The organism is Bacillus sp. 11B20 (assembly GCF_056098985.1).
Genome location: NZ_JBLZWZ010000008.1, coordinates 443690 through 470556 on the forward strand (window position 1 = coordinate 443690; position 26867 = coordinate 470556).

The 26867-nt window shown below is 38.3% G+C and carries 29 protein-coding genes and 4 pseudogenes; 12 read left to right on the plus strand and 21 right to left on the minus strand.

Annotation, left to right across the window (positions count from 1 at the left end; translation table 11 throughout):
• Nucleotides 1-118 precede the first annotated feature (118 nt).
• Nucleotides 119-385 (plus strand): 30S ribosomal protein S20, encoded by a 267-nt coding sequence (rpsT, locus tag ACN6NB_RS11605; protein ID WP_024423042.1) that lies wholly within the window; start codon nt 119-121, stop codon nt 383-385.
• Nucleotides 386-518: 133 nt separating this feature from the next.
• Here the strand turns inward: rpsT and holA are convergent, their stop codons facing one another.
• Entirely contained in the window at nt 519-1538 is a 1020-nt protein-coding gene (gene holA, locus ACN6NB_RS11610) for a DNA polymerase III subunit delta (RefSeq protein ID WP_047201921.1), read from the minus strand.
• 237 nt (nt 1539-1775) lie between these two features.
• On the opposite strand from holA, the gene ACN6NB_RS11615 reads away from it, so the two are divergent.
• Entirely contained in the window at nt 1776-1910 is a 135-nt protein-coding gene (locus ACN6NB_RS11615; RefSeq protein WP_012010638.1) for a YqzM family protein, read from the plus strand.
• Between the two features lie 39 nt (nt 1911-1949).
• Here the strand turns inward: ACN6NB_RS11615 and ACN6NB_RS11620 are convergent, their stop codons facing one another.
• The 3 genes from ACN6NB_RS11620 to ACN6NB_RS11630 all read right to left on the minus strand — a co-directional run bounded on the left by ACN6NB_RS11620 (nt 1950) and on the right by ACN6NB_RS11630 (nt 5534).
• The gene (locus ACN6NB_RS11620; RefSeq protein WP_144491463.1) at nt 1950-4277 is read right to left on the minus strand and encodes a DNA internalization-related competence protein ComEC/Rec2; all 2328 of its coding nucleotides are present in this window, start codon (nt 4275-4277) and stop codon (nt 1950-1952) included.
• Nucleotides 4270-4839, minus strand: a complete 570-nt coding sequence (locus ACN6NB_RS11625; RefSeq protein WP_058839053.1) for a ComE operon protein 2 — start codon at nt 4837-4839, stop codon at nt 4270-4272. The genes ACN6NB_RS11620 and ACN6NB_RS11625 overlap by 8 nt, the downstream gene beginning before the upstream one ends.
• 65 nt (nt 4840-4904) lie before the next feature.
• Nucleotides 4905-5534 (minus strand): helix-hairpin-helix domain-containing protein, encoded by a 630-nt coding sequence (locus ACN6NB_RS11630; RefSeq protein ID WP_144491395.1) that lies wholly within the window; start codon nt 5532-5534, stop codon nt 4905-4907.
• A 90-nt stretch (nt 5535-5624) separates the two neighbouring features.
• Here ACN6NB_RS11630 and comER point away from each other — a divergent pair, with 90 nt between their 5' ends.
• Entirely contained in the window at nt 5625-6473 is an 849-nt protein-coding gene (gene comER / locus ACN6NB_RS11635) for a late competence protein ComER (protein ID WP_144491394.1), read from the plus strand.
• Nucleotides 6474-6521: 48 nt separating this feature from the next.
• Here comER and ACN6NB_RS11640 read toward each other — a convergent pair whose 3' ends face one another.
• Genes ACN6NB_RS11640 through ACN6NB_RS11675 form a run of 8 tightly spaced genes read right to left on the minus strand, consistent with a single transcriptional unit; the run spans nt 6522 to nt 11541 of the window.
• The gene (locus ACN6NB_RS11640; RefSeq protein WP_144491393.1) at nt 6522-7265 is read right to left on the minus strand and encodes a class I SAM-dependent DNA methyltransferase; all 744 of its coding nucleotides are present in this window, start codon (nt 7263-7265) and stop codon (nt 6522-6524) included.
• Nucleotides 7262-7618, minus strand: coding sequence for a ribosome silencing factor (gene rsfS / locus ACN6NB_RS11645; protein ID WP_003217467.1), 357 nt, complete (start codon nt 7616-7618; stop codon nt 7262-7264). The genes ACN6NB_RS11640 and rsfS overlap by 4 nt, the downstream gene beginning before the upstream one ends.
• Before the next feature lie 13 nt (nt 7619-7631).
• Nucleotides 7632-8195 (minus strand): bis(5'-nucleosyl)-tetraphosphatase (symmetrical) YqeK, encoded by a 564-nt coding sequence (yqeK, locus tag ACN6NB_RS11650; RefSeq protein WP_048238932.1) that lies wholly within the window; start codon nt 8193-8195, stop codon nt 7632-7634.
• Nucleotides 8185-8754: a nicotinate-nucleotide adenylyltransferase gene (locus tag ACN6NB_RS11655; protein WP_144491392.1), complete on the minus strand. Its 570-nt coding sequence runs from the start codon at nt 8752-8754 to the stop codon at nt 8185-8187. The genes yqeK and ACN6NB_RS11655 overlap by 11 nt, the downstream gene beginning before the upstream one ends.
• 13 nt (nt 8755-8767) lie before the next feature.
• Nucleotides 8768-9058 carry a ribosome assembly RNA-binding protein YhbY gene (gene yhbY / locus ACN6NB_RS11660; RefSeq protein WP_008342507.1) on the minus strand — a complete coding sequence of 97 codons (291 nt, stop codon included), beginning with the start codon at nt 9056-9058 and terminating at the stop codon, nt 8768-8770.
• Nucleotides 9052-9894, minus strand: coding sequence for a shikimate dehydrogenase (gene aroE / locus ACN6NB_RS11665; protein ID WP_039180084.1), 843 nt, complete (start codon nt 9892-9894; stop codon nt 9052-9054). The genes yhbY and aroE overlap by 7 nt, the downstream gene beginning before the upstream one ends.
• Nucleotides 9895-9916: 22 nt before the next feature.
• Nucleotides 9917-11017: a ribosome biogenesis GTPase YqeH gene (gene yqeH / locus ACN6NB_RS11670; protein ID WP_144491391.1), complete on the minus strand. Its 1101-nt coding sequence runs from the start codon at nt 11015-11017 to the stop codon at nt 9917-9919.
• Between the two features lie 2 nt (nt 11018-11019).
• Nucleotides 11020-11541, minus strand: a complete 522-nt coding sequence (locus ACN6NB_RS11675) for a YqeG family HAD IIIA-type phosphatase (RefSeq protein WP_008356191.1) — start codon at nt 11539-11541, stop codon at nt 11020-11022.
• Between the two features lie 361 nt (nt 11542-11902).
• Here ACN6NB_RS11675 and ACN6NB_RS11680 point away from each other — a divergent pair, with 361 nt between their 5' ends.
• Entirely contained in the window at nt 11903-12043 is a 141-nt protein-coding gene (locus tag ACN6NB_RS11680) for a sporulation histidine kinase inhibitor Sda (protein WP_003217327.1), read from the plus strand.
• Nucleotides 12044-12178: 135 nt separating this feature from the next.
• Here ACN6NB_RS11680 and ACN6NB_RS11685 read toward each other — a convergent pair whose 3' ends face one another.
• The 4 genes from ACN6NB_RS11685 to ACN6NB_RS11700 form a co-directional block, all read right to left on the minus strand.
• Nucleotides 12179-12328, minus strand: a complete 150-nt coding sequence (locus tag ACN6NB_RS11685; RefSeq protein WP_162842499.1) for a hypothetical protein — start codon at nt 12326-12328, stop codon at nt 12179-12181.
• A gap of 78 nt (nt 12329-12406) precedes the next feature.
• Nucleotides 12407-13135: an SGNH/GDSL hydrolase family protein gene (locus ACN6NB_RS11690; protein WP_247544510.1), complete on the minus strand. Its 729-nt coding sequence runs from the start codon at nt 13133-13135 to the stop codon at nt 12407-12409.
• 84 nt (nt 13136-13219) lie between these two features.
• Complete coding sequence (locus tag ACN6NB_RS11695) at nt 13220-13960, minus strand: polysaccharide deacetylase family protein (protein ID WP_047201930.1); 741 nt, start codon at nt 13958-13960, stop codon at nt 13220-13222.
• A 171-nt stretch (nt 13961-14131) separates the two neighbouring features.
• Nucleotides 14132-15253 carry a response regulator aspartate phosphatase gene (locus ACN6NB_RS11700; protein WP_041086294.1) on the minus strand — a complete coding sequence of 374 codons (1122 nt, stop codon included), beginning with the start codon at nt 15251-15253 and terminating at the stop codon, nt 14132-14134.
• A gap of 221 nt (nt 15254-15474) precedes the next feature.
• Between ACN6NB_RS11700 and ACN6NB_RS11705 the strand changes: the two genes are divergently transcribed.
• Nucleotides 15475-15942, plus strand: coding sequence for a sigma-70 family RNA polymerase sigma factor (locus tag ACN6NB_RS11705; protein WP_144516079.1), 468 nt, complete (start codon nt 15475-15477; stop codon nt 15940-15942).
• Here the strand turns inward: ACN6NB_RS11705 and spoIVCA are convergent.
• Together spoIVCA and ACN6NB_RS11715 are read right to left on the minus strand one after the other, a co-directional pair.
• Nucleotides 15850-17310: a site-specific DNA recombinase SpoIVCA gene (gene spoIVCA / locus ACN6NB_RS11710; protein WP_260982275.1), complete on the minus strand. Its 1461-nt coding sequence runs from the start codon at nt 17308-17310 to the stop codon at nt 15850-15852. The genes ACN6NB_RS11705 and spoIVCA overlap by 93 nt on opposite strands.
• Nucleotides 17268-17446, minus strand: a pseudogene (locus tag ACN6NB_RS11715) (hypothetical protein). The gene spoIVCA and the pseudogene ACN6NB_RS11715 overlap by 43 nt, the downstream one beginning before the upstream one ends.
• A gap of 146 nt (nt 17447-17592) precedes the next feature.
• Between ACN6NB_RS11715 and ACN6NB_RS11720 the strand changes: the two are divergent.
• The 7 genes and pseudogenes from ACN6NB_RS11720 to ACN6NB_RS11750 all read left to right on the plus strand — a co-directional run.
• Nucleotides 17593-19203, plus strand: coding sequence for a S8 family serine peptidase (locus ACN6NB_RS11720; RefSeq protein WP_474253364.1), 1611 nt, complete (start codon nt 17593-17595; stop codon nt 19201-19203).
• Between the two features lie 3 nt (nt 19204-19206).
• Nucleotides 19207-19656 carry a hypothetical protein gene (locus ACN6NB_RS11725; protein WP_474253365.1) on the plus strand — a complete coding sequence of 150 codons (450 nt, stop codon included), beginning with the start codon at nt 19207-19209 and terminating at the stop codon, nt 19654-19656.
• Between the two features lie 22 nt (nt 19657-19678).
• Nucleotides 19679-20638 carry a S8 family peptidase gene (locus ACN6NB_RS11730; protein ID WP_144516085.1) on the plus strand — a complete coding sequence of 320 codons (960 nt, stop codon included), beginning with the start codon at nt 19679-19681 and terminating at the stop codon, nt 20636-20638.
• A gap of 210 nt (nt 20639-20848) precedes the next feature.
• Nucleotides 20849-21238, plus strand: a pseudogene (locus ACN6NB_RS11735) (suppressor of fused domain protein); the annotation flags it as partial.
• 440 nt (nt 21239-21678) lie between these two features.
• Entirely contained in the window at nt 21679-21819 is a 141-nt protein-coding gene (locus ACN6NB_RS11740) for an Imm50 family immunity protein (protein WP_411801668.1), read from the plus strand.
• 173 nt (nt 21820-21992) lie between these two features.
• On the plus strand, nt 21993-24731 hold the full coding sequence (locus tag ACN6NB_RS11745; protein WP_186321637.1) for an endonuclease: 2739 nt from the start codon (nt 21993-21995) through the stop codon (nt 24729-24731).
• Between the two features lie 140 nt (nt 24732-24871).
• Nucleotides 24872-25150, plus strand: a pseudogene (locus tag ACN6NB_RS11750) (IS3 family transposase); the annotation flags it as partial.
• A 126-nt stretch (nt 25151-25276) separates the two neighbouring features.
• Here the strand turns inward: ACN6NB_RS11750 and ACN6NB_RS11755 are convergent.
• The 3 genes and pseudogenes from ACN6NB_RS11755 to ACN6NB_RS11765 form a co-directional block, all read right to left on the minus strand.
• Nucleotides 25277-25462, minus strand: a complete 186-nt coding sequence (locus tag ACN6NB_RS11755) for a zinc metalloprotease (RefSeq protein ID WP_144516089.1) — start codon at nt 25460-25462, stop codon at nt 25277-25279.
• A 17-nt stretch (nt 25463-25479) separates the two neighbouring features.
• Nucleotides 25480-25609, minus strand: a pseudogene (locus ACN6NB_RS11760) (phage terminase small subunit); the annotation flags it as partial.
• Nucleotides 25610-25678: 69 nt separating this feature from the next.
• Complete coding sequence (locus ACN6NB_RS11765; RefSeq protein WP_144516091.1) at nt 25679-26821, minus strand: SEC-C domain-containing protein; 1143 nt, start codon at nt 26819-26821, stop codon at nt 25679-25681.
• Nucleotides 26822-26867 lie beyond the last annotated feature (46 nt).

Sequence of the window (26867 nt, forward strand, 5' to 3'; positions counted from 1 at the left end):
AATACTTTACATTTATATTGCATTCTAAAGGTGTGTTTGATAGAATACAATTTGTTCTATTGTGAAGATTTAACCTTAAGACAATTGTGTTTAGGTTGTATCTTAGGAGGTGAAACACATGCCAAATATTAAATCAGCGATCAAACGTACAAAAACGAATAACGAACGCCGTGCACATAACGTAACAATCAAGTCTGCGATGCGTACTGCGATTAAACAAGTTGAAGTTTCTGTAGCTAACAACGATGCTGAGCAAGCAAAAGCTGCTCTTGCTTCTGCTGCAAAACGCATTGACAAAGCCGTTAAAACTGGTCTTGTACACAAAAACGCAGCTGCGCGTTACAAATCAAGACTTGCTAAACAAGTAAACGGACTTTCTGCATAATGCTTGCAACGCCTCAGTAATGAGGCACCTGTTTAACTGTACGTCCGTCCTGACCGGCCGAGCCTAAGGACAGACTGGCAATTATACATCTAAACAAAAACGACCCTCTTTTTAGAAGGTCGTTTTTTTATGTTCAAGCGCCTAACAATCGAAGCAGGAACAATTCTAACAGCAGCTGCTTGTCCTTTTTACCCGTTTTCATTTCATAATCAATCGTTGAAAGCTCTTTGACGATCTGCTTGAGCTCTTCTTCTGAAAACAGTCTTGCCTGATCCATGGCAAGTTTGACCCGGAATGGGTGGACTTTTAGATTTGAAGCAATTTGTTTTTGTCCATATCCTTGCTGAGCGAAATACTTCGTCTGCAAAATCAATCGAAATTGAGTTGAAATAAGTGCTAATATTTTAATGGGTTCCTCATTTTGCTTCAAGAGGTCATAAAACATCTGCATGGCCTCAGAGCGGCGTCTGTTTACGATTTGATTAATCAGCTCGAAAATATTTTGCTCCAAGCTTCTTGCAACGAGCTGATTGACATCTGCTAACTCAATTTCTTCCCGCTCTCCAATATATGTACTTAGCTTCCGAACCTCTTGGAATAGAGAGGATAGACTTCCGCCGCATAACATCACAAGCTGCTCAGCCGCTTCAGATGTAATCATCTTTCCTTCTGTCTTCACCAGTGTGATGGTGAAATCAGTTGTTTCTTTTGGGTTTAATTCTTTCGCCTCAACAACAGCAGCTTTCTTTTTTAGCAATTTGGTGATTTTTTTACGCTCATCCAGCTTTTCATACGGTGCTAATAACACGAGAATGGTATAGGGCGCTGGCTTTTCTAAATAAGCTTCTAATACAGAAAGCTCATGCTCGATCTTTTCCTTTTTCTTCTCAGCTGTAAGAAAATAAGGATTCTTGATCACGACGAGACGTCGTTCTCCCATAAACGGAAATGTTTCTGCATCCGTCACAGCCTGTTCAAGCGGCACCTCTTCCATATCGAAGATGGAGTAATTAAAATCTTTCGTTTCCTCGTCTACTACAGCTTGTCTCAATTTAGCGGCGGTTTCTTGCAGTAAATATGTTTCTTTCCCATATAAGCAATAAACGGGATGGATATCCCCTCGTTTTAAATTGTTCCATACATCAAAGACCATCAATTGAATCCCTCTCTTTCACTTCCTCCTCTATCCTAAAGTGTGTGAAGACATTAGTAAAGAGGAAGCTGAAAGTGCCGCCTCCTCATTTATAGTAAACGTCCGGCGCAAGCTCCCGGGTCAGCCTGCTGTCAGACGATATTCATAAAATGATCATGAAAATGGAAAACGGTTACTTTACCTTCTAGCAATTCCAAATGAGTTCAAGTATACTAAAATTAGCCAGGAGGGATGAAAATGAATGAATTTGAAAAAAATGTTCAAAGCAAGCGGAATGATGTGACCGACTCAGCCGTTGGTTTTATCGTCACATTCGGATTTTTCGCCTCAATGTTTATTTTGGCAACTATTATACACCTCGTTGGATCTTAACTTCATGAAGGTTACACGACTGCCGTTTTGGCAGTTTTTTTATTGAGTTTGTAAGATATCATATGGAGGGTGAGTGTAAAACGTTCCTTCCTCATCGAGAAATTCATACGTCACACTCCCGTCGGTATCTGTACGATACACCTTCATTTGCTGATCCTTTAATTTTTTCAAGACTTCCTGATGTGGATGCTGATAACGATTGCGTTCACCTGCTGAAATGAGTGCATGTGAGGGCTTGAGATGCTGAAGCCATTCTTCGCTTGTCGACCCTTTACTCCCGTGATGTCCAACCTTTAAGATATCTGCCCGCAGATGAGGAAAGGCTTCTATAATGTCTCGCTCCCCTTCTTGTTCAAGATCTCCAGTGAGCATAAACCGCTTCCCGCCTAGAGTACATGTCAAAACGAGTGAATCATTATTCTTAGTTGTCACTCGATCACGAGACGGATGAAGAACGTCAAATATTTGCTCTCCAATCTGAAGCTGATCTCCTCTCTCTAATTCATCAATCATGATCCCTTGATCAGCTGCTTCTTTTAACAGCTCCGCATCCTCTGGACTCCGTGCAAAGCCTTTTGGAATGGCCAGCCGCTTTACTTTATTTCCCTTGATTAAACGAACTGCTTCTCCCATATGGTCTTGATCCGCATGCGTCAGAATAAGGACATCAAGTTTCGCTATTCCTTTAGAATGCAAAAACGGGATCAGCGTTTGATCACCGATCGTAGACACTTTTCGTCTTTTTTTCCACGGTTCTTCTTCAAAAGAAAGTCTGCCTCCCGTGTCCACAAGCAGGTGCCCCTTTCGATAGGGCAGCTGAATTAACAAACTATCCCCCTGTCCTACATCCAGCATCGTCACTTCCCCTTTTTCGAAAAAATTCGGGGTGAAATAGTGAACACTCAAGACACCAATGAGAAAAAGGAGCGGCACAGCATAGGACTTCACAGACGTTTTGCACTCCATCACAACTAACAGAACAATTAAGGCACTCACCTCAAGAACAATATGCCACCAAGTTGACTTCATAAAAATCAAGTTGAATCCATCAAAATCAGCCATATAGGCTGACAATTGATGACTAAGCTGGATCACCGAATCAAGCAGTTGAAACAATGTTTGTCCAAGCGGAAGATAAACGATCGTCAAAAGAAAAAAGAGTAAGGATAATGGCATGACGATCGTCGTAAAAAAAGGAACAAATATCATGTTCAAAGGAACGCTCAGTAAAGAGAATTGATGAAAATGATATAAAAGAACAGGGAGCGAAGCAAGCTGTGCAATAAAGGAAATCAGGAATAATTGCATGACCGAACTTTTTGGTTTTGATAAAATCCTCGTCGATAACAAAATAAAAAACGTCACCACGAAGGAAAGCTGAAATCCGATATCAAATAAATAAAGAGGATGAATCGCTAATAAGAGTAAAAACGTTGCACTTAATACCACAGCAGAAGGCTGTTTCAATTCTTTTGGCAGACTAGTCATCACTAAATAGATTCCTGCCATGAGACAAGCTCTTAACACAGATGGTGCAGCACCTGTCAAACAAGCATAAATAGGAAGAAAGCATAATAGAAGAATACGTGCTGTCTCTCTTGTCACACCCACACGAAGGAGACACCAAAATAAACACGCAAGAAGCGTTTGCACATGCAATCCTGAGATCGCTAGTAAATGAATAATACCGAGCATTTGATAATCTCTTAATGTGTCAGGTTCTATCAACTCACGATCGCCAAAAATAAGTGCCTGTACAATGCCAACAGAGTGTTTTGGCACATGGTCCTCTAAAAATGTCAAACCCTTTTGCCTCATCGCTTGAAGATAGTAGGAAGAACCGCCTTTTTTTGTACAGTTTTTGATCGACTGCGGCAGAAAAATAGCGTCAATGCCTTTTGTTTTTAAAAATTGATCGTATTGAAACCCGTTAGGAATGGTTGCGTGTTTTGCTGGGCGAACATCACCTGTCATGTGACAGCTCATACCAGGTTCTACCTCTTTTAATGCCTCTTTTTCACGCTCTGTTTGAATTGTATAAAAAGTGGCTAGTCGTTCATGGTCTGTCGATACAGTCGCTGAAAAACGATTGCCATCTGTTTTCGGAATGCTTTCAATCACAACGGAATCAGATAGGAATTTTTCTTGTACGGGTAGCTCCGTTTCAAGAGACTCATGAACCATAAAAATAAGTATATAGACAGCCCCGCATAGGCTGGCCATTAAAAAGAGCTGAGGCATTTTTTTCAGTAGGCTGAGAAGTAATATGATGAGAAGAAAGAGAAGGAAATATATATGAAGATGATATGCAGCCAGAGCAATTCCAACAGCTGCTGAAATTGCCCCAAACGGCAAATATTTAAACATAGGAAGTAAATAATTGATTCGCCTTCTCATGCATATCGCGAATTTCTGTTTCGCTAAGTCCTGATTCACTCAGCTTCCCAATTAAATCTGCAACAAAGGCCAATTTTTCTTGATTTTTTAAGTCGATGATCATTTCTTCTAATTCAACTTGCTCCGTTTGAACACCCGCCTGCTCGAATAAATCAACGGCATATGGATGATTTTTATAATCCTTTGCATAGTACACTGTCCGTATACCCGCTTGAATGATGGCTTTACAGCACTGTAAACAAGGAAAATGTGTGACATATATTTCAGCATCAGCTGTAGGTGCTCCAAATTTGGCACATTGTAAAATAGCATTCATTTCCGCATGGATGGTGCGAACACAGTGATGATCAATGACATAGCACCCTACATCCGCACAATGAACATCACCGGCAATGGAGCCATTATACCCCCCTGCAATGATGCGCTTGTCCCTTACGATGGTCGCCCCAACAGCTAACCGCTCACAGGTGCTTCGTAAAGCAAGCAAATGGCTTTGTGCCATAAAATATTGATTCCATGAAATTCTTTCCACGAGCTGATCCCTCCAGAATGATGGTTGATATTAAGTGTACATGCCTTTCTTCTATACCGTCAATTCTACTTCACGGTCAATTGACTTTTCAGCCGTTCAATCGTCTTTTCCCCAAAACCTGAAATGTTCCGCAAGTCTTCAATTTGTTGAAAATCCCCGTGTTCCTCTCTATAGGTAATAATAGCTTCGGCTTTAGCTGGTCCTATGCCGTTAATGGTTTGCAATTCGGATGCATCGGCCTGATTGACATTTACCCCCTCACTCTTTTCAACGTCCGTTGATGCGTCAGCTGATGCTGTTTGCGTCTCTCTTTCCGCTTCCCCCTGCTTCCGAACATAAATCATCATACTATCCTCTAATTTTGCTGCTTGGTTGATTTCAATCGAGTCTGCTTTGCTAGTAAAGCCTCCTGCCCTTCGAATTGCTTCTTCTACCCGAGCATCAGATTGAAACGTATAAACACCTGGCTTTCTTACAGCTCCTTTGACTTCTACAAAAATCGTCGATGGCTCTTTTTCTGTCTTTTCTTGTTTGTCTTCTAATGTGACTTGTATGTCTTTATTTCCCTTCAATACATTTGGTTCTCTGCTTCCCTCCCCTTTTCCAGTGAAAAAGAAGAAACTGATGATCATCACAACCATGAGCCCAGCTGCAATATAAAGACTGTATTTTTTTAATGATATGAGTCGTTTCACTTACTCACGCTTCTTTCAATCATATTTTTCTACCGCTCAACATACTGTTTAGAAGATAACAGATCCTATGCGTCTAAGGAGGGAGAACGTTTGAATATAGGGTTAATCGGTACAGGAAACATGGGTACCATACTTACTGAGGCATTTATTGAATCAAAGGCAGTCAATCCCTCATCGATCACCATTACAAACCGAACCATTGAAAAAGCGTTCAATATAAAAAAGAACCATCCAGAGCTTGAAGTAACGAAACAGCTTTCAGGGGCTGTCACGAATAAAGATTTCATTTTTGTTTGTGTCAAACCACTTGATATTTATCCACTTTTAAAAGAGCTAAGTCCTCTTTTAACGGAGCAGCAAACCATTGTCATCATTACAAGTCCGGTTCATCCTGAACAGCTTCAGGATATCGTTCCTTGTCAAACAGCCAGGCTGATTCCAAGCATTACAAACCGCGCATTATCAGGCGCATCACTTTTAACTTTTGGTTCATCATGCAATGCCGCGACGAAAACAGCGTTAAGGCAGTTAGCTTCGTGCATTTCAACACCAATCGAGATCCATCATTCGATTACAAGAGCGGCTTCCGATATTGTCAGCTGCGGTCCTGCTTTTATCAGTTTTCTCGTTCAGAAGATGATTGAAGCGGCTGTAGAAGAAACGGATATTTCTAAAGAAGAAGCCACCACCTTAGCAGAAGATATGCTGGTTGGACTTGGCCGTTTGATTGAAAAAAGAGTCTATACCCTTCCGACACTGCAAGACAAAGTATGTGTGAAAGGCGGGGTCACTGGTGAAGGCATTAAAGCACTTGAAGCAGGTGTGCAAGATATGTTTCACCGTCTCTTTCAAAACACTCATGAAAAATTCGATGAAGATCTTGAAGCAGTCGCGCATCAATATCCACCAAGTGTGTTCACTGATGATCGCAGAAATTAATCATCTTTGCAACTTGCTAAAAAAGGGTTTTAAAAAACCATCGTTCTATTAAACGATGGTTTTTGGTTTCTTAGCTGAGATGAAATATCTTTCGGCGAATTCACCGGGGGCTTCATTTGTAAAATCAGCGGTCACTTCTATTTGTTCGAAACCAGCGGACTCAAGGAACGCTGAATATGTTTCAAATGGAAATGTGCGCTGTTCATGCGTCTCATCATAACGCTGATACATGTCTCCATCTTTTACAAAAAAGCTTAAATCATGAATGACCGAATACATGTCATCCCCTTTATCGCTCTGCCAAATATAGCTAATCTCTTCATCTTGATCTGCAAAAGTCGATCCCGGGAATACCTCTTCCATTTTATAAGGCGTATGAACATCAAAAAGTAACACCCCATCTGCCTCTAAAAGCTGAAACATGTTTTTAAAGGTTTTTTTGACGTCATTTTCGTTTTTTAAGTAATTCAAGGAATCACAGCAAATAACGGCTGCCTGGAAGGCTTGCTCAAAGCCCGTAACCTCTCTCATATCTTGATGTAAAAATTGAATCGACTGCTTTTTCGCCTGGGCTTTTTGCTGCGCGAAGGCCAGCATTTCTTCACTGAGGTCAATTCCTGTGACCTTGTGGCCCTTTTCAGCTAACCGAAGAGAAATCTCTCCAGTTCCACAGCCTACATCGATGATGTCAGCATTCGGCTTCATATACTGCTGGATCCACTGAACCCATTCATCATAAGGCGCATGTGTCATGAGCTCGTCATACACACCTGCAAACCCTTGATAAATCATGAGTTAATGCCAAGTGAAAGCGTTTCTCTCGGCGCATCTCCCCAAAGCTTTTCTAGATTGTAATATCCTCTTTCTTCTTTGTGGAACACATGGGCAATGACATCTCCTAGGTCAATCAATACCCATCTTGCTTCATCAAAGCCTTCCATCTTCTTCACTTCGATTCCGCTTTCCTCTGCAAGATGTTTTACTTCTCTTGCAATGGCTTGCACTTGTTTATCAGAATTCCCGTGACAAATGAGAAAATAATCTGCAACAAGCGAGATTCCTTGCATATTAAGGGCAATAATATCCTCAGCCCGTTTATCATCGCATGCTCCTGCTGCGACGTTTAAAATTGATGATGAATCCATCCAAAATTCCTCCTTAGTTGTTCTTATGCACAAGCGAGTTGTAAGTAGCAAGCGTATCTGGAAAGACTGGCTGATTCTTTTTCATTAGAAAACTGATGGTGTTTTTTAATGATTGGATCAGTGCACGATCTAGATCATGTTCTGCTAACTCCCTTACTTCTTCGACACCAGGGAAATGTCGTCCTGGTTCAATATAATCTGCGACATAAATGACTTTTTCAAGTAAAGTCATGTCTGGTCTGCCGGAAGTATGAAATTCAATGGCTGTTAATACATCGTGATCATCAATTCCAGCTTCTTTTTTGACCAAATAGGCACCAACCGGAGCGTGCCAAAGCTCAGGCGAATATTCAAGCAATAAAGGGTTCATCTTCTCTTGCTCGATAATCCCCTTCATTTCTTCCTTTGGTCTAAATTTCGCATAATCATGAAAAATAGCGGCGATCTCTGCTTTTTTCACATCTGCACCGAACCGTTCCGCTAATGAAATGGCTGTCTCCATGACTCCAAGTGTATGTGTATATCTATGCTCTGTTAACTGCTCTTTGACACAGTTCAATGCTTCTTCACGATTCATATAAATGATGCTCCTTTATATAACGCTCAACAGCTTTCGGAATCAAATAATCAACAGGTATTCCCTGCTCTATTCGCTGCCTAATCAATGTCGATGATACATCAAAAGCTGGAACATCTGCAAATAAAAGCGGATATGCCGTACTTCCAACGTAACCCGGTCTTTTCATCCCAATAAAGGTGATCATTTGAAGCAAATCGTCGATCCGATGCCATTTTGGCAAATACTCGACCATGTCCGCTCCTATCATAAAAAAGAACTGATCTTCTGGATGACGCTTCTTTAACAGATCCACTGTATCTACCGTATAAGACGGACCCTCCCGCTCCATTTCAATGAGCTCGAGACGAAAATACGGATTTGACAGAATCGCCGTCTCCACCATGTTTATCCGGTGATGACTATCTGCTCGTTTCCGTCCTGCTTTATGAGGAGGCATATGGTTTGGGATAAACCATATTTCATCCAGCCCCACTTGAGTCCGCACCTCACTTGCCATCAGTAAATGCCCGTTATGGGGAGGATCAAACGTACCGCCGAACAATCCTATTTTTTTCATATCGCATCCACCTTTACGGCAGCTTAATTTGTTTATTTTCCTTAGATTCTTTGTAAAGGACAATCACATTTCCGATCGTTTGAACGAGTTCAGCTTTTGCACCTTTTACAAGTGCTTTCGCAACTTCTGTTTTGTCCTCGTCACAATTTTGCAATACGCTGACTTTTAACAGTTCTCTTGCTTCAAGCGCCTCGGAAATTTGCTTGACCATATTGTCATTTACCCCGCCTTTTCCAACTTGAAAAATAGGTGATAAATGATGTGCTTGTGCACGTAAAAAACGTTTCTGCTTACCTTTTAACATGGTGTTCCTCCTAATTTCTCTATGACAATTGACTTCATTTTTCCGGCGTCAGGCGTAATGCCTGTCCACAGTTCAAAGGCTCTTACTGCTTGTCCAACAAACATGCCAACCCCATCTACTGTTTTCAAGCCTAAACCTGCTGCTTCACTAAGCAGTTTTGTTTCTATTGGATTATACACAATATCACAAACGACCGCTGTTTTTTTTGCGTTCGCTAAAGAAATCGGGGTTTCTTCAACATTCGGATACATGCCGATCGAGGTCGTATGGATGATGACATCATATTCCCCAAGTTGCTCTTCTGCTGTATTTAATGTGATTGCATGAGATGTGATTTTCCCCTCTGCACTTTCAATTAAAGCTTCAGCTTTTTCAATGGTGCGGTTCGTAATATCAAAGCTCTTCGGTGCATACTGAGCAATTGTCGTATAAATCGCTCTTGCCGCTCCGCCAGCACCAATCAAGAGAAATGACAGCTCTGATAACGGCTGATCCAGGGCTTCAAGCAATGAATGAAGAAAGCCTTCTCCATCTGTATTGTACCCAACGAGCTGATCTCCTTCGAGCCGCACCGTATTGACGGCACCGAGGCGTTCAGCTGTTACATCAATTTTGTCAAGGTACTTCATGATTTCTACCTTGTGCGGAACAGTAACATTAATGCCGCTGATTCCTAACGCTTTCATGCCGCTAATCGCATCTTTCAGGTCATCATTTTCTACTTGAAAGCCATGATAATGTCCATCAATTCCAGCATCCTTTAGTGCTGCATTATGAATATCCGGAGACATTGAGTGGCCAACAGGGTTACCGATTACTCCGTATAAAGGTTTCAAGGTCTCTCCCCCTTTGGAACATTTAAATTAACGAACGTCTCATAAACACATGAACGCCTTTTGGCGCATAAACTTTGATTTGCTTGCCCGCATCATTTGCAGTGACCCAGCCTAAACCTGAAAAGACGATGTCCATTTTTGGCTGATCAATGGTAAAGGTATGCGGAACAAGCGGCGGGAAATCTTCCATTCCCTCTTTTGATGGCGGTGACAGCAGTTCTCCTGCATGTTTTTCATATAAATCATCTGCGTTCTCCAGCTTTGTACGGTGAATGTTCAGCTCATTTGGCATATAGCAGACAAATGACGTTCTGCCGCCTGTTACGTAATCAAATCGAGCCAGTCCGCCAAAATAAAGCGTTTGTGCTTCATTTAATTGGAACGTTCTCGGTTTCAATTCTTTTTTCGGCGTTAAAATCTTCAGGTCATTTTTGCTGACATAGTGCGCCATTTGATGGCGGTTGATGATGCCCGGCGTATCAAATAATGCAGACCCGTCATTAAGCGGAATTTCAATCGCATCAAGTGTAGTACCTGGATATTGGGAGGTAGTAATGACATTCTCTTCTCCAGATACTTCTTTGATGATTCGATTGATAAATGTTGATTTCCCTACATTCGTACAGCCGACAACATAGACATTTCTTCCCTCGCGATAATGATCAATCGCTTCCATCACCTCAGGCACGCCCTGGCCTCTGCTTGCACTAATTAAGAAAACATCGATAGGGTTTAATCCGTTTTCCTTTGCTTCCCGTTTCATCCAATGAATTAGACGATCTTTTTTCACGGATTTCGGTAAAATATCCACTTTGTTACCGACAAGTAAAATCGGATTACCGCCGACAATACGGCTCAGCCCATTGATCCAGCTTCCGTTAAAGTCAAAAATATCAACGACCTTCACAATGAGAGAATCTGTCTCTCCAATGCTGTGCAATATATTTAAAAAGTCGTCTTCTGTTAAAGAAACATCTTGAATCTCATTGTAGTTCTTTAACCTAAAACAGCGCTGACAGATCACATCTTCTTTCAATAGAGATGCTGCCGGCGCATATCCTAATTGATCTTTATCTTCCGTCTGAATGGCTACACCGCAGCCAATACAAACAACCTTTTCCATTATTACTCTTCCTCCCACTGAATGTGGCCCTTACGCTTTAAGGCTCCTAAAATTCTGCGTTCAATCTGCCTGTTAAACTTTGTGAAAAATCCGTCCGAGGCAGCAACAGGAACGACCAAAATCGTATGGAAGCCATGACGATTCCCGCCAAGAACATCTGTCATGAGCTGATCCCCAATGACAACCACATCTTCTTTTTTCAACTGCATATCAGCGACTGCCTTATTAAAGGCTCTTCCCATAGGCTTTCTCGCTTTATAGATAAACGGGATATGAACCGGTTCAGAAAAAAGCTTGACCCTTTTTTCATTATTGTTCGATACAATCGTCACTTGTATCCCGTGATCTTTCATTTCTTGAAACCATTCAATTAAGCGCGGTGTCGCACTTGGACGGTCCCATTCTACTAGTGTGTTATCTAGATCGGTAATAATTCCTTTTACATTTCGTTCTTTTAATTTTTGCGGTGAAATGTGGAAAATACTTTTCACAAATTCATCCGGTAAGAAATACTTCTTTAGCACAATTTGCACCCTTTCTTCCATTGGTTTTCAGCGATTGTGTCGAATCAAATCACAATTTGTCTGTCTATCGAATACAATGAAAAAGTTTTCGACATATGATGAGGACCTTCAACAGGTGTGGATAATTTTACACACATTATCCACCTATATTTCATCACGCTTTCATTCAATTATAAACACTCTACCCACAAGTTATCCACTTAACCATGTGGATAACAGAACGATTGTTCTTGTTTCCCATTCATGGTAGATTAAAGGTACTTCAAAGACAGTCGATCAACCTATGATGATATGTCTTTTCCTCAAATTTTATGCCAACTTTTTCAGGGGAGGTGTTTTTCCCATCATATGGGTTTCTAGTATGAAAAAGCTGTCAGATGATTTACTTATAGAATCGTATTATAAAGCAAATGAAATGAACTTAAATCGCGACTTCATTGAATTAATTGAGACAGAAATGAAAAGACGTTCGCTCGGGCATATGCTCTCTGTTTCCTCTTAATTCCATATCACAGGAACCATGCCTCCCGAGCACTCTCCTTTTTTAAACTCAGGTGACTGATATTATATCACTTGCGCTATAGGCTTACTACTATTTTCCGTAAAAAACACCCCTTCTGATAAAAGAAGAGGTGTCTTAATTGCAAGGCTGTTCATTCCAAAACCATAACCCCCCGCCTACGACTAAAATGACCACAAGGAACACAACAAGAAAAGCGTAACCGATTCCTGCTCCTTGTGCTGGATAAGGCGAACACGCAGGGTAAGGATAAGGACATCCCCACATATCAGTTACCTCCTTCTAGGAAGATATACTGTTAGACTATGCTGGATGGATGGTCTTGTTTAGGCAGATGGCCATCATTTAAAAATGTTTGATGACATCACGCTCTTTGATTTCGTTATAAATAATTCTCGCCCCTTTTGGTGTCATATGATTGCCAGAAGGGTCGATCAAGCCTGACTGAATCAGGGCATGATCACTATCTTCACCAGCTTCTCGGATGAAAGCTTTCCAGTTGTCGACAAGCGGCACCTGCTCATCCTTCGCTACTTCTCTCGTGATGTCATTATAAGAGTTTTGCCAAGCTCTTGCCCCGCCTCTCCCGGCAAAATAAGATGACTTATATCTAGAGTAATAATACAAGCCCTTTTTCCCGCCTTCTACAACAGGAACACAGGTCATGAGAATCGGGGTAATGCCTTCTTTTCTACTTTCAGAAATGAAGTAGGTTAAATTTTCTCTAAACCGTTTTTTCGTCACTCGGGGATGTTTCCCGTCTAAAATCGCCGCATCATTCGTACCGAACATGATGAGAACGTAAGTTGGTTTCTGTTTTAAAATATCCTGCTTAAAGCGCAGTTTCGCGTCTTCAGTCGTCTGCCCACCAATGCCTGCATTCTTCACTTGAATTTGGCCGCGCTCGACGTTTTTCATGAGATTCACCCATTTTTCAGATGTTGGATAATCTCGAAAGTCCCAGTTTGATCCTCTTGTATTACTGTCACCAAATGCAATGACGCTTTCTTGTACTGGCTTTGAGCACCCAGCAGCAACACATAATAGGATAAAAAGGAAAACATACTTCTTCACAACATTCACCTCCAAAAGCCCTCTTCATATAGTAAACGACAAGACTTTTGGTTTCAATGAATGACTGTTTTTGACGAATGATTACTATTGCAGTTGAACTGGCATATATGCTTTGTCATGGTGCAGCAACTCACTTACTTTTACAAATTCATAGCCTCTCTTTTTTAATTCAGGAATCACCTGCTTTAATGCTTCTACCGTTTGCTTGCGATTTCCGCCGCCATCATGTAAAAGGATGATATCGCCGCCTTGAATATGATCAATAATTCGGCTTGCAATTTTATGTGCGCCTGGTCTTGACCAGTCCTTCGGATCTTGCGTAAAGGACCACATGACCACATCGTACCCTTGCTTTGACAGAATGCGGAATGATTTCATTGTTAAGCGTCCACCAGGAGGGCGAAATAATAAGGGACCGCCAGGCTGGAGTGAAGCGATATGAGCCGCTGATTCTTTTAATTCCCGCTTGATCTCCTTTGACGACAACAGGTCAAAATACGTATGATTCATCGTATGATTGCCGAGTTCATTCCCTTCGTCCACAATCCGTTCTGCGATCATCGGATATGCATGGATTCGGCTCCCTATCACAAAAAAGCTCGCATTCACTTGATGCTCCTTCAGCACATCCAATATTTGATTTGTATACACTGGGTGAGGTCCATCATCAAAGGTGATTGCAATCTTTTTCCGTTCCGCTCTCATGTCCCAAAAGGCACGTCCCGTTTTTTCAAGATCGACTCGTTTTAATGTACGTGCCTCTACTTTATTAGGAACAAAAGCACATAGCAGCCATATACACATTAAGATATGCAGCCCTTTCATTCGACCGCCTCCTCCACCGAACATCATTACCAATTAAATTGCCCGCTTTCTCATCAATTCATGCAAACCTCATGAGGATATCGACATCTTTTTCACATAAAAAAAGCCGGCCATACTGGCCCGCTCTTTGTGTTTCACGTTTGGTTTCTCTCTTCAACTGTCGAACGTTGCTTAGAATTCATACAGACACTCTCCTTCTTGGATTTGATTTTGAGCCCATAATAATTTCTGATAATACTGGTTGGACTTTTTGTATTGTTGAGAGGCTTCTAAGGCTGTCGCAATTTCTAGTGAGATATCCTCTATATAAGAGTATAGGCTAAGTTTTTCCAAATAATCAATGGTTTTTTGCAGTTGGTCTTCATTGATTTCCTGAACATATAAAGCATCCAGATACTCAAACATATGACAGAACAGCTGGTCTTCATGCTTCTTTGCAGCCAATTTCCCAGCTTCTAATATGCGCAGCGCATCCGCCTGTTCATTCTGTCTAAAAAGCAGCTTCGCCAGCGTATAGAGCGTATGTGGAAGCGTTGGAAGCAGCTCTTTGCGGGCAAGATCAGCGGATTCCGTTAAATATCGTTCCGCTTCCTCTCTATAGCCAAGCTCGCCATAACATTTTCCTAAATTATAGAGCGCTGAACTGTATATGCGCGGGTGATCAATTTGAGATGCGAGCTGTTTTGCCTTTTTTAAATGAGGCAGTGCCCGGTCTTTTCGTTTTAAATCTTGATAATTTCCTGAAATGACAAAGAGACATTGAATGATGCGAATGGTATACGCATCATGCTGATCGTATATTTCCAGCGCCTTTAAAATATGGTGCATGGAGACATGTGTTTGTTTCATTATATAGTAGGCTTCTGCCACTTTAAAATGAAACTCTGCCTGCTCAATATCATCAAATACCATGGACAGCTGCTTTTCTGCGACTCGATAATATTTGACGGCTTCTAAATATTCTTTTTGACTAAATTCATGCATGCCACGAAAAAATGCATGGTAATAATGCAGCATATCAGATAACTCATGATTGGAATTTTCGATTTTATCGACTAGATTAGATACTGAGAAAGGTTGGTATTTTGAAGGGTGTATATAGTCAAGCATGATTTGGTGCCGAAAACACATGAGCTGATAATAAATCAGTAAATGCTGGTCCTCTTCCATCTGTTCAATTTCCGCTTCAACTTCCGCTTTCAAGATTTCCGCATCTGGAACACTGAACTGCCGTATCATTCGATACCATTCATTAATTTTCATACCTACATGTGAAGATAGAACCTTCCCCATGTTCCGAAATGACCCCTTCCTTTTCGGTCTAATATTACATATTTTAGCACGCTTCTTGACCGCCAAGCACCGAAAAGAAACCGCAAACATAAAAAAGAGACGAACAGAAGCACGATTTTTTTGAAAAAGAGGATTTTTTCATCGTACAGACACAGACAATCCCTCCTTCACATACATTTGAGGATATAGGCAGCAGCCTAAACATGGTGGAGGTGAAAATCGTGGCAGGAGTATTTACAGCGATGGGATTGATGGTCAAAGAATTGGTGTTTTTAGTGTCCTATGTCAAAAACAATGCCTTTCCACAGCCCCTTTCGGGAGATGATGAAAAAAAATACTTAGCCCTCATGGCACAGGGCGATGAACACGCAAGAAACATGCTGATTGAACATAACCTTCGGCTCGTCGCCCATATTGTAAAGAAATTTGAAAATACCGGGGAAGACGCTGAAGACCTCATCTCCATCGGGACGATCGGACTCATTAAAGCCATCGAAAGCTATTCCTCTGGAAAAGGAACAAAGCTGGCAACGTATGCAGCGCGGTGTATTGAAAATGAAATTGTAATTACAAAAGGGGGGTGCATACACCCCTCTTTAATAAGTTTCAATATATATGGTGTCAGAATCCACAACGGTAACTTCTTTTACGATAAAGTTAACAATTGTTTTTTTATCTTCAAGAGTTAGGTTATCTGCACCGATTACTTGAAAATAGTCGATAGTTCTTTTTAAAGCATTTTCGCTTGAGCTTGTATCATCTAATAATTTCATTTTTGATTGAATTTCGTTACACTTTTCAGTAAGCTGGTTTTGCTTTTTTTGCAACTCAATAATTTTTGTTTTGATTTCATCAATATCTAAATCATCGTCATCGCATAGGCTGATTAGTGTTAAAAGACGCTTGCGGCCTTTTTTTGTTTTCTCTATCTCTTTTTGAATAAGTTCTAATTCATCAGACAGGTGATTTGATTGTTCAATCTCTTTAAAAGAAGCATACTTTTGGGGATTTGTGATGAATTTAAAAATTTCACCCCATACATGCCGGTTCAATTTATTCTCAGACATTTCCTTTCCGCATCCGCGGTCCTTTGCTCCAGAATAATTTTTCCGACATGTATACACATAGTAGTCTTTACCGTGTGATTTTCTTTTCTTACCTGTCATGGTATTTCCGCATTTCCCACATCCAACCAAACCCGATAACAAGTAATTGTGAGGACTGGTACTCAAATGTTTTCTTTTACTTTGACCTAAGAGTTCTTGAGCATACTTCCATTGTTCAGCTGGAACAATTGCTGGAATTGCCACAGAGATTTGCTCTTCTTCAGGTCTAATTTTAATTATAGATTTGTTTCCTGCTTGTTTTGAAACATAGGAACCCTCTGTATCATATTTATACTGTTTATGTTCACCCTTATAAGAAGAGTTCATTAATATCTGTCGAACAACCTGCCTGTGCCATACTCTGGCGCCTTTTTTTGTTTTAACCCCCATCTGGGTTAAATGTAGAGCAATACCATTTATCCTGCCAAAAAAAGGGCTCTTATGATCAGTGAAGTAGTTGAAAATCATCCGAATAATTTTTGCTTCTTCTTCAAATATCTCAAGAGTTCTTTTCTCTTTAACAAATTTATAGCCATATAGTTTGGAATCTTTAATGATCATGCCTTTTTTCATTTTTTGAAGTCGGCCGCTTGATGTCCGTTCTTTGATTTTGGCTTTTTCAAATTCTGAGATTGCTCCGCGCATTGCGAAAAATAATTGACCTTCTGGAGAATTGGCGTATTCTCCATTTACAAATATCAATGGTATATTTCGCTTTCGCAGTTCATCATCAATGATAAGCTGATTCATTAATTTCCGAGAAAGACGGTCTGGATCGTAGCAGATGACTTGACTTATTAGCCCTTTGCTTGCATCCTCCCTCAAGCGATTTAACGCCGGACGTTCTAAAAGCTCTCCAGAAAATCCTTCATCGGCATACTTCAGCACATCCTTAGTCCCTACTTTCTTTATACAGGCCTCGATTTGGCTGTCGATGCTCGATCCCTTGATCGCTTGTTCCTCGGTCGATACCCTTACATATATTGCTATCACCTTGGATCTCCTTCCTATAAAGTTTTATTAAATAATGATAGCAATCGTTAATGCATTTGGCAGCTTGTGGTCCCTCGATGATTATTACCTTCATAAAATGCATCACCCCTTGGGTAATGCTATGTAATAGCTGTTTGTCCTAATGAAAATTTAATTTGAAAACCTCCTAGCAACAAAATGTATTATATTTACATTTTTGGTTAATATTTATGTTGAACCCAATTTAAAGGAGATATTACAATGACAAATCATCAAGTTGTTTATACTTATCGTACAGGAGAAAAAATAGCTTTAAAAAAGAGTCCAAATCAATTTGTAGTACGCTCACTTCCTAAAACATTAAAAGAAAAGCTAAATGTAACAAAAGTGAATCAAATTTCGCCGGTTTCTTCACGAGTAACTGTAAAAACGGCTGAATTAGAACCTTTAATGGCTAAATCTAGAGAAATTGCTCCAACACATCATGCTTATTATGTTGAGGATAGCGACACAGAGTTTTTAATAACAGACCGGATCATAATAACTTTTCGTACATTTCTTTCCCCTGAAAAGATTAGCGAATTTGCAGGACGTTACGGTTTGATAATACAAAAAAATTATAGTGATCGAGAGTATCTGTTTCGACTAACAGAACATACTGGCATGAACCCTGTCAAATTGGTTGTCAAATTAACAGAAGAGGAACCACTTGTTGAATTTGCAGAACACGACCTAGTTTACCGTATGCAGAAATATGATCTTCCTTTGCCTAGTGATAATTCTTATTTATTACAATGGCATTTACATACTAAACTTAATCACCCTGATTTTGATCCTCGTTCCTCAGCAAAGTGTGAAAATGCTTGGAAACTTCTAAATGGCTTTGGTAGTTCGGAGGTAGTTATCGGAATAACTGATGATGGATGCAAAATAAATCATAGTGACTTTGACTCACCAAATAAGTTTGCAGGATGGGGCTATTTTAAAGGAAATCATCTCTTCAAGAAAGGTGATCCAGACGCAAGTGAAGATAATATGTACAGTGACGGTAATAATCATGGAACTTCTTGTGCTGGAGTAGCTGCTGCAGAAGTAGATGCTGAACTGACAGTTGGTGCTGCCCCAGGTTGCCGTCTGTTCCCTATTAAGTGGGAATCAGCTTCTGAAGATAATCGTGCTTTAACTATAGGTGATGATCACTTAATGACAGCTCTTAAATATATTGGAGACAAAGTAGATGTTTTATCTAATTCCTGGGGTAAACATGCCTTTAACTTATGGTCAATTAATGTAATAAATCGAATTAAAAAATTATCTATTTCTGGGGGACGACGAGGAAAAGGAATCGTGTTCCTATGGGCAGCTGGAAATGATAACAGTCCAATAAAGCATAGTTCCCCAGTCGAAATACCATATAATACCGGATGGACCTATAAGGATGATCAGCTTGATGAGTGGATCGGAGTTGAAACTTCCAAACATTTCAAAAATGATTTAGTAGGTTTACCTGGAGTTATGCATATTGCAGCTTTGTCAAGCACTGCTCAAAGAAGCCATTATTCAAATTATGGTACCGGTATTTCACTTACTGCTCCAAGTAGTAATGGGCATACTTATCATCGTTTACCACTTAAGGGACTCGGCATTACAACTACAACTGGTTCCGATATTATGAATGTTACCCATGGTTTTGGTGGTACATCGAGTGCTACTCCACTTGTTGCTGGAATTGCAGCATTAATCATTTCAGCAAATCCTGATTTAAAAGCTCTAGAAGTTATTTCAATTTTAAAAAGAACAGCTTCAAAAAATTTAAATATGCAAGGTTATCCCAAAACACCATCTACGAATTACGACCCAAATCCAACTTAGGATGTGTCTCCAGTTGCACCTTTTGATAAAGGAGATTTTATAGACATTAATGATCTAAATGGAACTTGGAGCCCTTGGTTTGGATTTGGAAAAATTGATGCAGAAGCAGCAGTTGCTATGGCTCTTCGTCTCAAAGGATCAGAGCCTATATTAGATAAATCAACTTCTTCTATATCATCTCATGATGAACACTATAATCAAACAAGTTACTATATTGGACAAGTACACAATGGAGAGTTCAAACATGTTTATTTGCAACCTTCTTTTGGTGATACACGTTTTACAAAAATAAGTGAAGTGGCAGGAGAAATGCCCCGTGACTTTGATTTTTCTTCATATGAAGGAAAAACAATTGTTGTTAGTGGTAAACAATCTAGTAGTTGGATCTATTCAACACAAGTTTTAGGAGAAGCCAATGAAACTGTAGCAGAAGTTTTAAAAAAAATTAAATGATAATATTAAAATTGGAGAAACTATGAGTTATCTAAAACCAATTCCATTTGAAATTAAATCTGTTGTTAAGAATACTTTTGAAATCCCGTTTGGCGTAAAGATAATCAAAGCACCTGATGTATGGGAGGATAGCAATAAAGGGGCAGGTGTTGTTGTTGCTGTACTTGATAGTGGATGCCAAGTAGATCATCCTGATTTAAAAGGACGGATTATTGATACACATAACTTTATAGACAAAAATAATTTAAAGGATGTTAATGATTTGACTGGACACGGTACTCATGTAGCCGGAACTATTGGTGCCGTGATTAATGGAAAAGGTGTTGTTGGAGTAGCTCCAGACGTGAGATTACTTATTTGTAAAGTGGTAAAGAGGATTACAGAGGGACCTGGAAAAGGGAGGCTAATTGCAGATTACTTTGATATGGTTAATGCTATCGAGTACTGTATTAAATGGAGGGGACCTAAACAGGAAAAAGTACGTATTATCTCAATGTCATTAAGTGGTGAAGAAAAGCCACCGGAACAGCTACATGAAGTTATTCAAAAAGCTGTTCAACATAATATCATGTTCATTTGTGCTGCAGGAAATAAAGGCGATGCAAATGAAAAAACAAATGAAGTTGGTTACCCTTCCTACTATAAAGAAGTTGTATGCGTAGGGTCAGTGGATCCATTTAAGAAATTAAGTAAGTTCACAAATACAAATAATCAAATTGACTTAGTTGCTCCCGGAGAAGAAGTGTTATCAACATACCCAAAAGATAGCTATGCAACACTTAAAGGAACATCAATGGCAACGCCCCATGTTGCGGGAGCTGCCGCCCTAATTATTAATCAATATGAAAAGAAACTCGGAAGATTTATTACTGAACAAGAACTTTATAATGAGTTAATAAAGCATACCGTTCCTCTTGGATATAGTAAAGAAGCCGAAGGACATGGTTTTCTAACTTTAACAAAGGGTGACCTACATAGGTGACCCTTTTACTTATGTTAATTCACGTTCCAAAATCAAATTCTCCATACTTCTATTAGGATGTGCTTCTGGTATTTATATGTTGTCTCTTTTCGTAAAGTTGCTTTCAAAAAACAAAATGAGATTTGTCCGATACAGGCGATTCTCAAAATCAATTCCTGTCATCTCACTGATGGAATTTAAAAGAACTTTATAAGTTTCTAGTGGCTTATTAACCAGCCTCAGGAAGGAATCACATCATATTCACTGTAGGCTTGTCGGATCGTTCTATTAATTATGAGGTGTATAGCAGTCCGTTACAGATAGAAATCGTAGCTGCAATGTAGTCACCTTCAGACATGCTAATGTTTTATCAACTTGTGTCTTTAATATAATCAACTAAAATTATTCTTGCGCACCAGGTGTTATTTTTAAAAATGTGATTAGTATGTACGATCAGGAAGCCGATATGAAACATATTATGTTCGTTTCTGCGGGGGAAAATTTAGAGCTACTTGGAATTAGCAACAAGAGTGTTATCTGGCTAATGGCTTTACCAATTTCAGAAGGAGAGTTACAAGTAGCTATTTTAAACACGTTCCAGATTATTTACAAGATCTTTGAGAATCAAAGCAGATTGATATTTTTGTTATAAAAAGAGAATTTGTTGCTTAAATAACATTCATTTCTTTATTTAATGATAAAGAGCACTTTACACTTTACAAGCCCCTCTCAATGAAAAGGGCTATTCTATTTAATTTGAAATAAGCTGCAAATAATGAAAAAAATGAAAATGACTATGTAAGGAGAATTCTATGGTTAATGAAGGAAAATTCATGAACCCTCAAGCTTTTATTAAAATATTTGGAGTATGCACAATTTTACTGATGCGGAATTAATGAATATTGAATTAAATAGAGATGACACCTGCTTATTTGTGCGTCTTATGACAAAAGAAGTTGTTGAGAATAAACCTAAACGCTGAGGAAAGTGGGATGTTGTTTATATAGAAATGTATTTTATAGGCGTTCAGGATTTACTGATAAAAATCTGGAACGAATAATATTCTTGACCAATTTGGAATAAGTGAACTTAATGGTAATGGTTCATTAAAAATAAAGTGCAATAGTCAAATTCAACTGGAATGTACTTTCGATTGGGTCAGAATCGAAAACATCACTTCAGGTTTATTGGCGATCTCTTAACTGGACAATATGACAGAGTGGAGATTTGCCGAAAAATCTATTGAGGAAACAACTGTTAAAAAATCGAAATGGCCCTTCGACAGAGGGCATTTATATATAAAGGTAATTAAATATCCTCTAAAATTCGAATAAAAGAACTTCTTTCGAACATGATATACTCAGGAGGGATAATAATGATGATTAATAATAAACAAATTTCTTTGATTGGGAAGGAACATGCTTTTAACGATTTAACCCCCCTGTCTCCGGAGGCCTTTAGAGATTTAGTAAAAAGAAGAGCCTTATCCATTTTGCATATTTCTCCGGACGAAAAGGAATGGGAAAATAACGAAGAAATACGAAGAAAAACCGAGAAGGATATTTATGAAAAAATACATAAAGATAATAACCTTCTCCCCATTGATTTTCTTTATAAAGGTGCTGAAGTTGCAAAAGCAATATGTCGAATTACCACTCCTTCTGGAGCAATGGGAACAGGTTTCTTAATTGACAACGGAGTCATAATGACTAACCATCATGTTATTGAAGATAAAAATATCGGTGCAGGAAGCATTGCAGAATTCTATTATGAGGAAGGAAAGAACAGTATTAGGGTGAAATTAAATCCTCATGAGCTGTTCATTACCTCTCCAATGGAAGATCTAGACTTTACTATTATTGCTTGTGAAAACATTGGGATCGAAGATATTAAGCCAATAAAATTAACAAGAAACCCCGCTACAATTACAAGGGGCGAGTATGTTAATATTATTCAACATCCTGCAGGGAGAAAAAAGGAAATTGCACTTCAAGATAATACCGTATCTTATGTCTATGACAAAGCTATTCACTATATCACTGATACAGAACCTGGTTCATCCGGTTCAGCTGTTTTTAATAATAAGTGGCAATTAGTTGCTCTACATCATGCGGGATGGTTTAGTGATCAGTCTTCACAGGAAGCAGTTAATGAGGGGATTAGAATTTCAGTTATTGTTTCTCACTTAATCTCTCAAGCCCATACTGGGGATAGTGGAGCGTCCAAAATAATCGGCTCTTTAGAAGATACTTCTCCATACTTAGGATTTTATGATGTGAACGGTTTAATACGGAATAACAATGACATTTCTGAAATAGAGATACCGACATTTTCAGGTGATAGACTTTTTGCAGATATAGGTTTCTGGAATATTGAACATTTCAACAATGGTGTTGATGATCAAAGAGTAAAAGAAGTTGCAAAAGTAATTTCCAACTTATCAATGGATGCATTGGGATTAATTGAAGTTGAGAAAGAAGCTATGAATAGGCTTGTTAAGGCTTTAAAAAATGAGGGAGCCAATATGGATTATGTATATCTAGATACAAATGGACCTCAAGATTTAGCCATTTTATATGATATAAGTACAACTACAGCAGAAATTAGAAGTGATATTAACAACAAATACAAGTCATTGCTAGAAGAAACCACCCCTTCCGGACAATCCGCCTTTCCAAAAAAAAGAGAACCATTATTTGCTAAGTGTAAAATAAAAGAAGAAGGGAAAGATATTGAATTTTTGATAATTGTTGTTCACCTTAAAGCAATGAGAGACATTGTAAGCACCAAAAGAAGGAAACTAGCTGCCAATATCATTGCTCTAATTATAGAGGATTTACTAAAGGATAGCGAATTCAAACATCTACCCATTATTTTAGGTGGAGATTTTAATGACGATATCAATAGTACATCATTAATGGACATTATCAAATCCCCGTCACTAAAAACTCTAACAGATGATGATGCTAGAGCTGGTCACAGTTCCTATTTGAAAGATCCATTTTCACTCATTGATCATATTTTAGTTAGTAAAGATGTAAACATAGCACATGTTAGTGGAGATGACACAGCTATTGTAAGACTAGATAAGAGTGTTAATGATTTTGTACAAAAAATTTCTGATCATGCACCTTTAGTTATGAGACTTCTTTTCAAGGATACGAGCGAGATAATGAGACATACTCAAAACAACTCAATAAGGGGTTTAGAAAACTTACATGAAGAAAAGGACCTTGAAAAAGCTTTATTAAGGCTGAAGCTTAATAAAAGTAAGTTTAAAAATAACATTTCCTATTATGACGAAGAAAAGGACAAACTTTCCGTTAATGATTATTACCGTTCAATAAACTTCATCATTGGAAATTGCTCTCAATTATATCAAAACATTCATGAATTACTTGCTAGAACACATAAAAATACACTCCCTTATAATAGAAGCAGGATCGAATTGTATTCTGATGTAGATTTACGAGAAAATGGAGAAATTAAAAGCATCTATTCGGGGAAAAATCTAGATCCAGAATCTTTAATCAGAGAAGATAAGCACTTAGAACAAGAAAGAGTACGTTTTATTGAGAATGTTTTCAACAATGAAATTATTGTAACAGATGAACATAAAGAAACTATTCTGGAGGAAATTGAAAATAAATTTCAATTTAATATTGAACATGTTGTTCCGCAATCTTGGTTTGGAAAGCTTAGTCCCATGGTCGGTGACTTGCATCACTTATTTATATCAGAAAAAGAATGCAATAGCTTCAGAAGTAATATCCCTTATTTTGATTTTGAAGATTACAATCCCGAATCTTATAGTGAAGTGATTAAAAATCAGTGCGGAAAAAGAGGGGGCAATATTAAATTTGAACCTGAAAATGGAAAGGGAGAAGCCGCGAGAGCAGTACTTTATTTCCTTCTTAGGTATCCAAATAAAATAAAAAATGAAAGAAAAAAACAAGTTGATATTAACTTACTGATACGTTGGCATAAAAAGCATCCTATTACTTTACACGAAAAACATAGAAACCGTGCAATTTTTAACATCCAAGGGAACAGAAACCCGCTCATAGATTTTCCTGATTGTGTAGACTTAATAAACTTTTCCTTAGGATTATAATAAATAGAACTGGAACTGAAAAAAAAGTTCCCATTGGGACCGCCTCCATAATATGAGACAAATAAAAACATCTTCAAGTTTGAAAAGCGATCGTCGTTACAAGAAGACTTGGAGGTGTTTTTTTATGAGAACGAACCAGAGTGATTTATACGCTTGAAGTCAAACAGAAGGCTGTAGAAATTAAATTGGCAGGCGTGTATATGAAAAAGTTCATGCAGGTATTGAATGATAAGTCGTAGTTTCAGAAATGGGTTAGATGGCATAAGGTTGGAGGTGCACATCGATTCGAACAACCTGTTGGCAAGCAATATATGTACGGAGTAATCTTCCGAATTAGAGAAAATTCAAGGCAGATAATCGTTATCTGAAACATCAGAATGAAGTTTTAAAAAGTTCAACGAATTGAAAAGGAGGTTGATAGACTAGAAGCCAATCACTGATAAACTATCGGCAATTGGCTGCATAAAAGGGTTTTTGATCCTTGTCTGTTTAAGGAGAAGTTTTTTATTGAATCGGAGTTGTCATCATTTGATTGTGTTACATCCTCATTTTTCCCAATATTTTGCCAAGTCTATCTTCATAACCTTGGGATATATCTGTTTTATAAACTGTTTATCCATTTCCGATAATCTTTTATTCCAGCCCACTTCATAATCACCTTCAATTAGATTATTTGGAATTGCGTATAACATTCTAGATTGTTTATCGAATGATTTGATCGATTTGTTCATCCGACCCTTCCAATGGTGGATGGTGTTTCTTCTGGAAGGCATTTCGAGAAGAATCCCTGAGTAACAGCGTTTTTGATTTCTTTGTGGTGCGCCTTCTTTAGTACCTAAAGCATTCTTGTTACCTAGTGGTGCACCTACATTTTTTGTTCACAACCCATTTCTTTCCTGAGATTTACCGCAGAAACAATTAAAGAGGGATATAAAAAAGACACTCTATTAAGTGTCTCTTGAAAAAAGATCAAAATTATAATAATTATCCTCATATAATAGTTCAAATTTTTCCATTGGAAAAATTGATGACTCAAAACTTTTTAACAATGAATACTTCTGTTTCTCGTTTAAACTTTCTATAAAATTAGGCCTGAAAAAGATGTTTTCAGTATATTCTATGATTAGAAAGTTTAGATACTCGACAAATTCTTTATCATTTAAAAGCTCTAATTGATTTATATATTCTCCATACACATCATCATTATCTGAAAAATATGAAATGATAATATTTGTACCATCTTTGATAGGATAGATATTTAGATAAATTGAGGGAAGCACAAGGTTCTTATTAATATTATGAATCTCATTTAAAGTATTTCCTTTTATGTCCTCATTGACTGCAAAAGAAGTCGATACAGCAAAATTTATTTCAAATGGCAACTTTCGAAATAATGTTTTTATGTTTGAAAAGTTATTTTCAAGATAGCCTCTTTTAAATTTTTCATAATCGGAATTAAAATCCCTAATATCAAGCTCTGCTAGTTTAAAATTATAAACAAAAAAAGAGTCAATTAATTTATTTGGGTACTTTTTGGATATATTTCTAAGTGACTCCAACCTTCTAATTTTTTTATGGATTTCAATACATAGTGCTCTAAATGCAAATAAAAAATTTTGTATTTCCTCATTTTCATAATCCTTTAATTCTATAGGCTTAAACAACTCTGTATCGTGAAAATCACAAAAACCGAAAAAAGTACTAGCTTTATTCTTGCTAATCCTTTTAAACTCTGTAGTAATCCCTTCATCATTAGAGAATCTATGTGAAATTTGATAAACATGATTTTCATCACTTATCCGATTAAGAATTCTATTATTTTGTATCGAGTGAGCATTTTTTATTAGATCACCACATTTTTCTTTATTAAATCCAAAACATGTTTTGAAATCAGTTTCATCCCACAGTTTACTCATTTCATATTGTATTCTGCTTTCAGAATAATTAAGTTCCGTTAAAGATTTCTGTTTAAAGTTTCTCGCTTTTTGGTAGCAGCAAAACTTGAACTTCTTACCCGATAAACAAGGACAGGGTTCGTATGGTTCAAATTTTAAATCCTCTTTCCTCAAATCATCAGTTAACAAAAACATCTTATCATTCCTCTTATCTTAATATTTTAAATACATTAAAACAGAA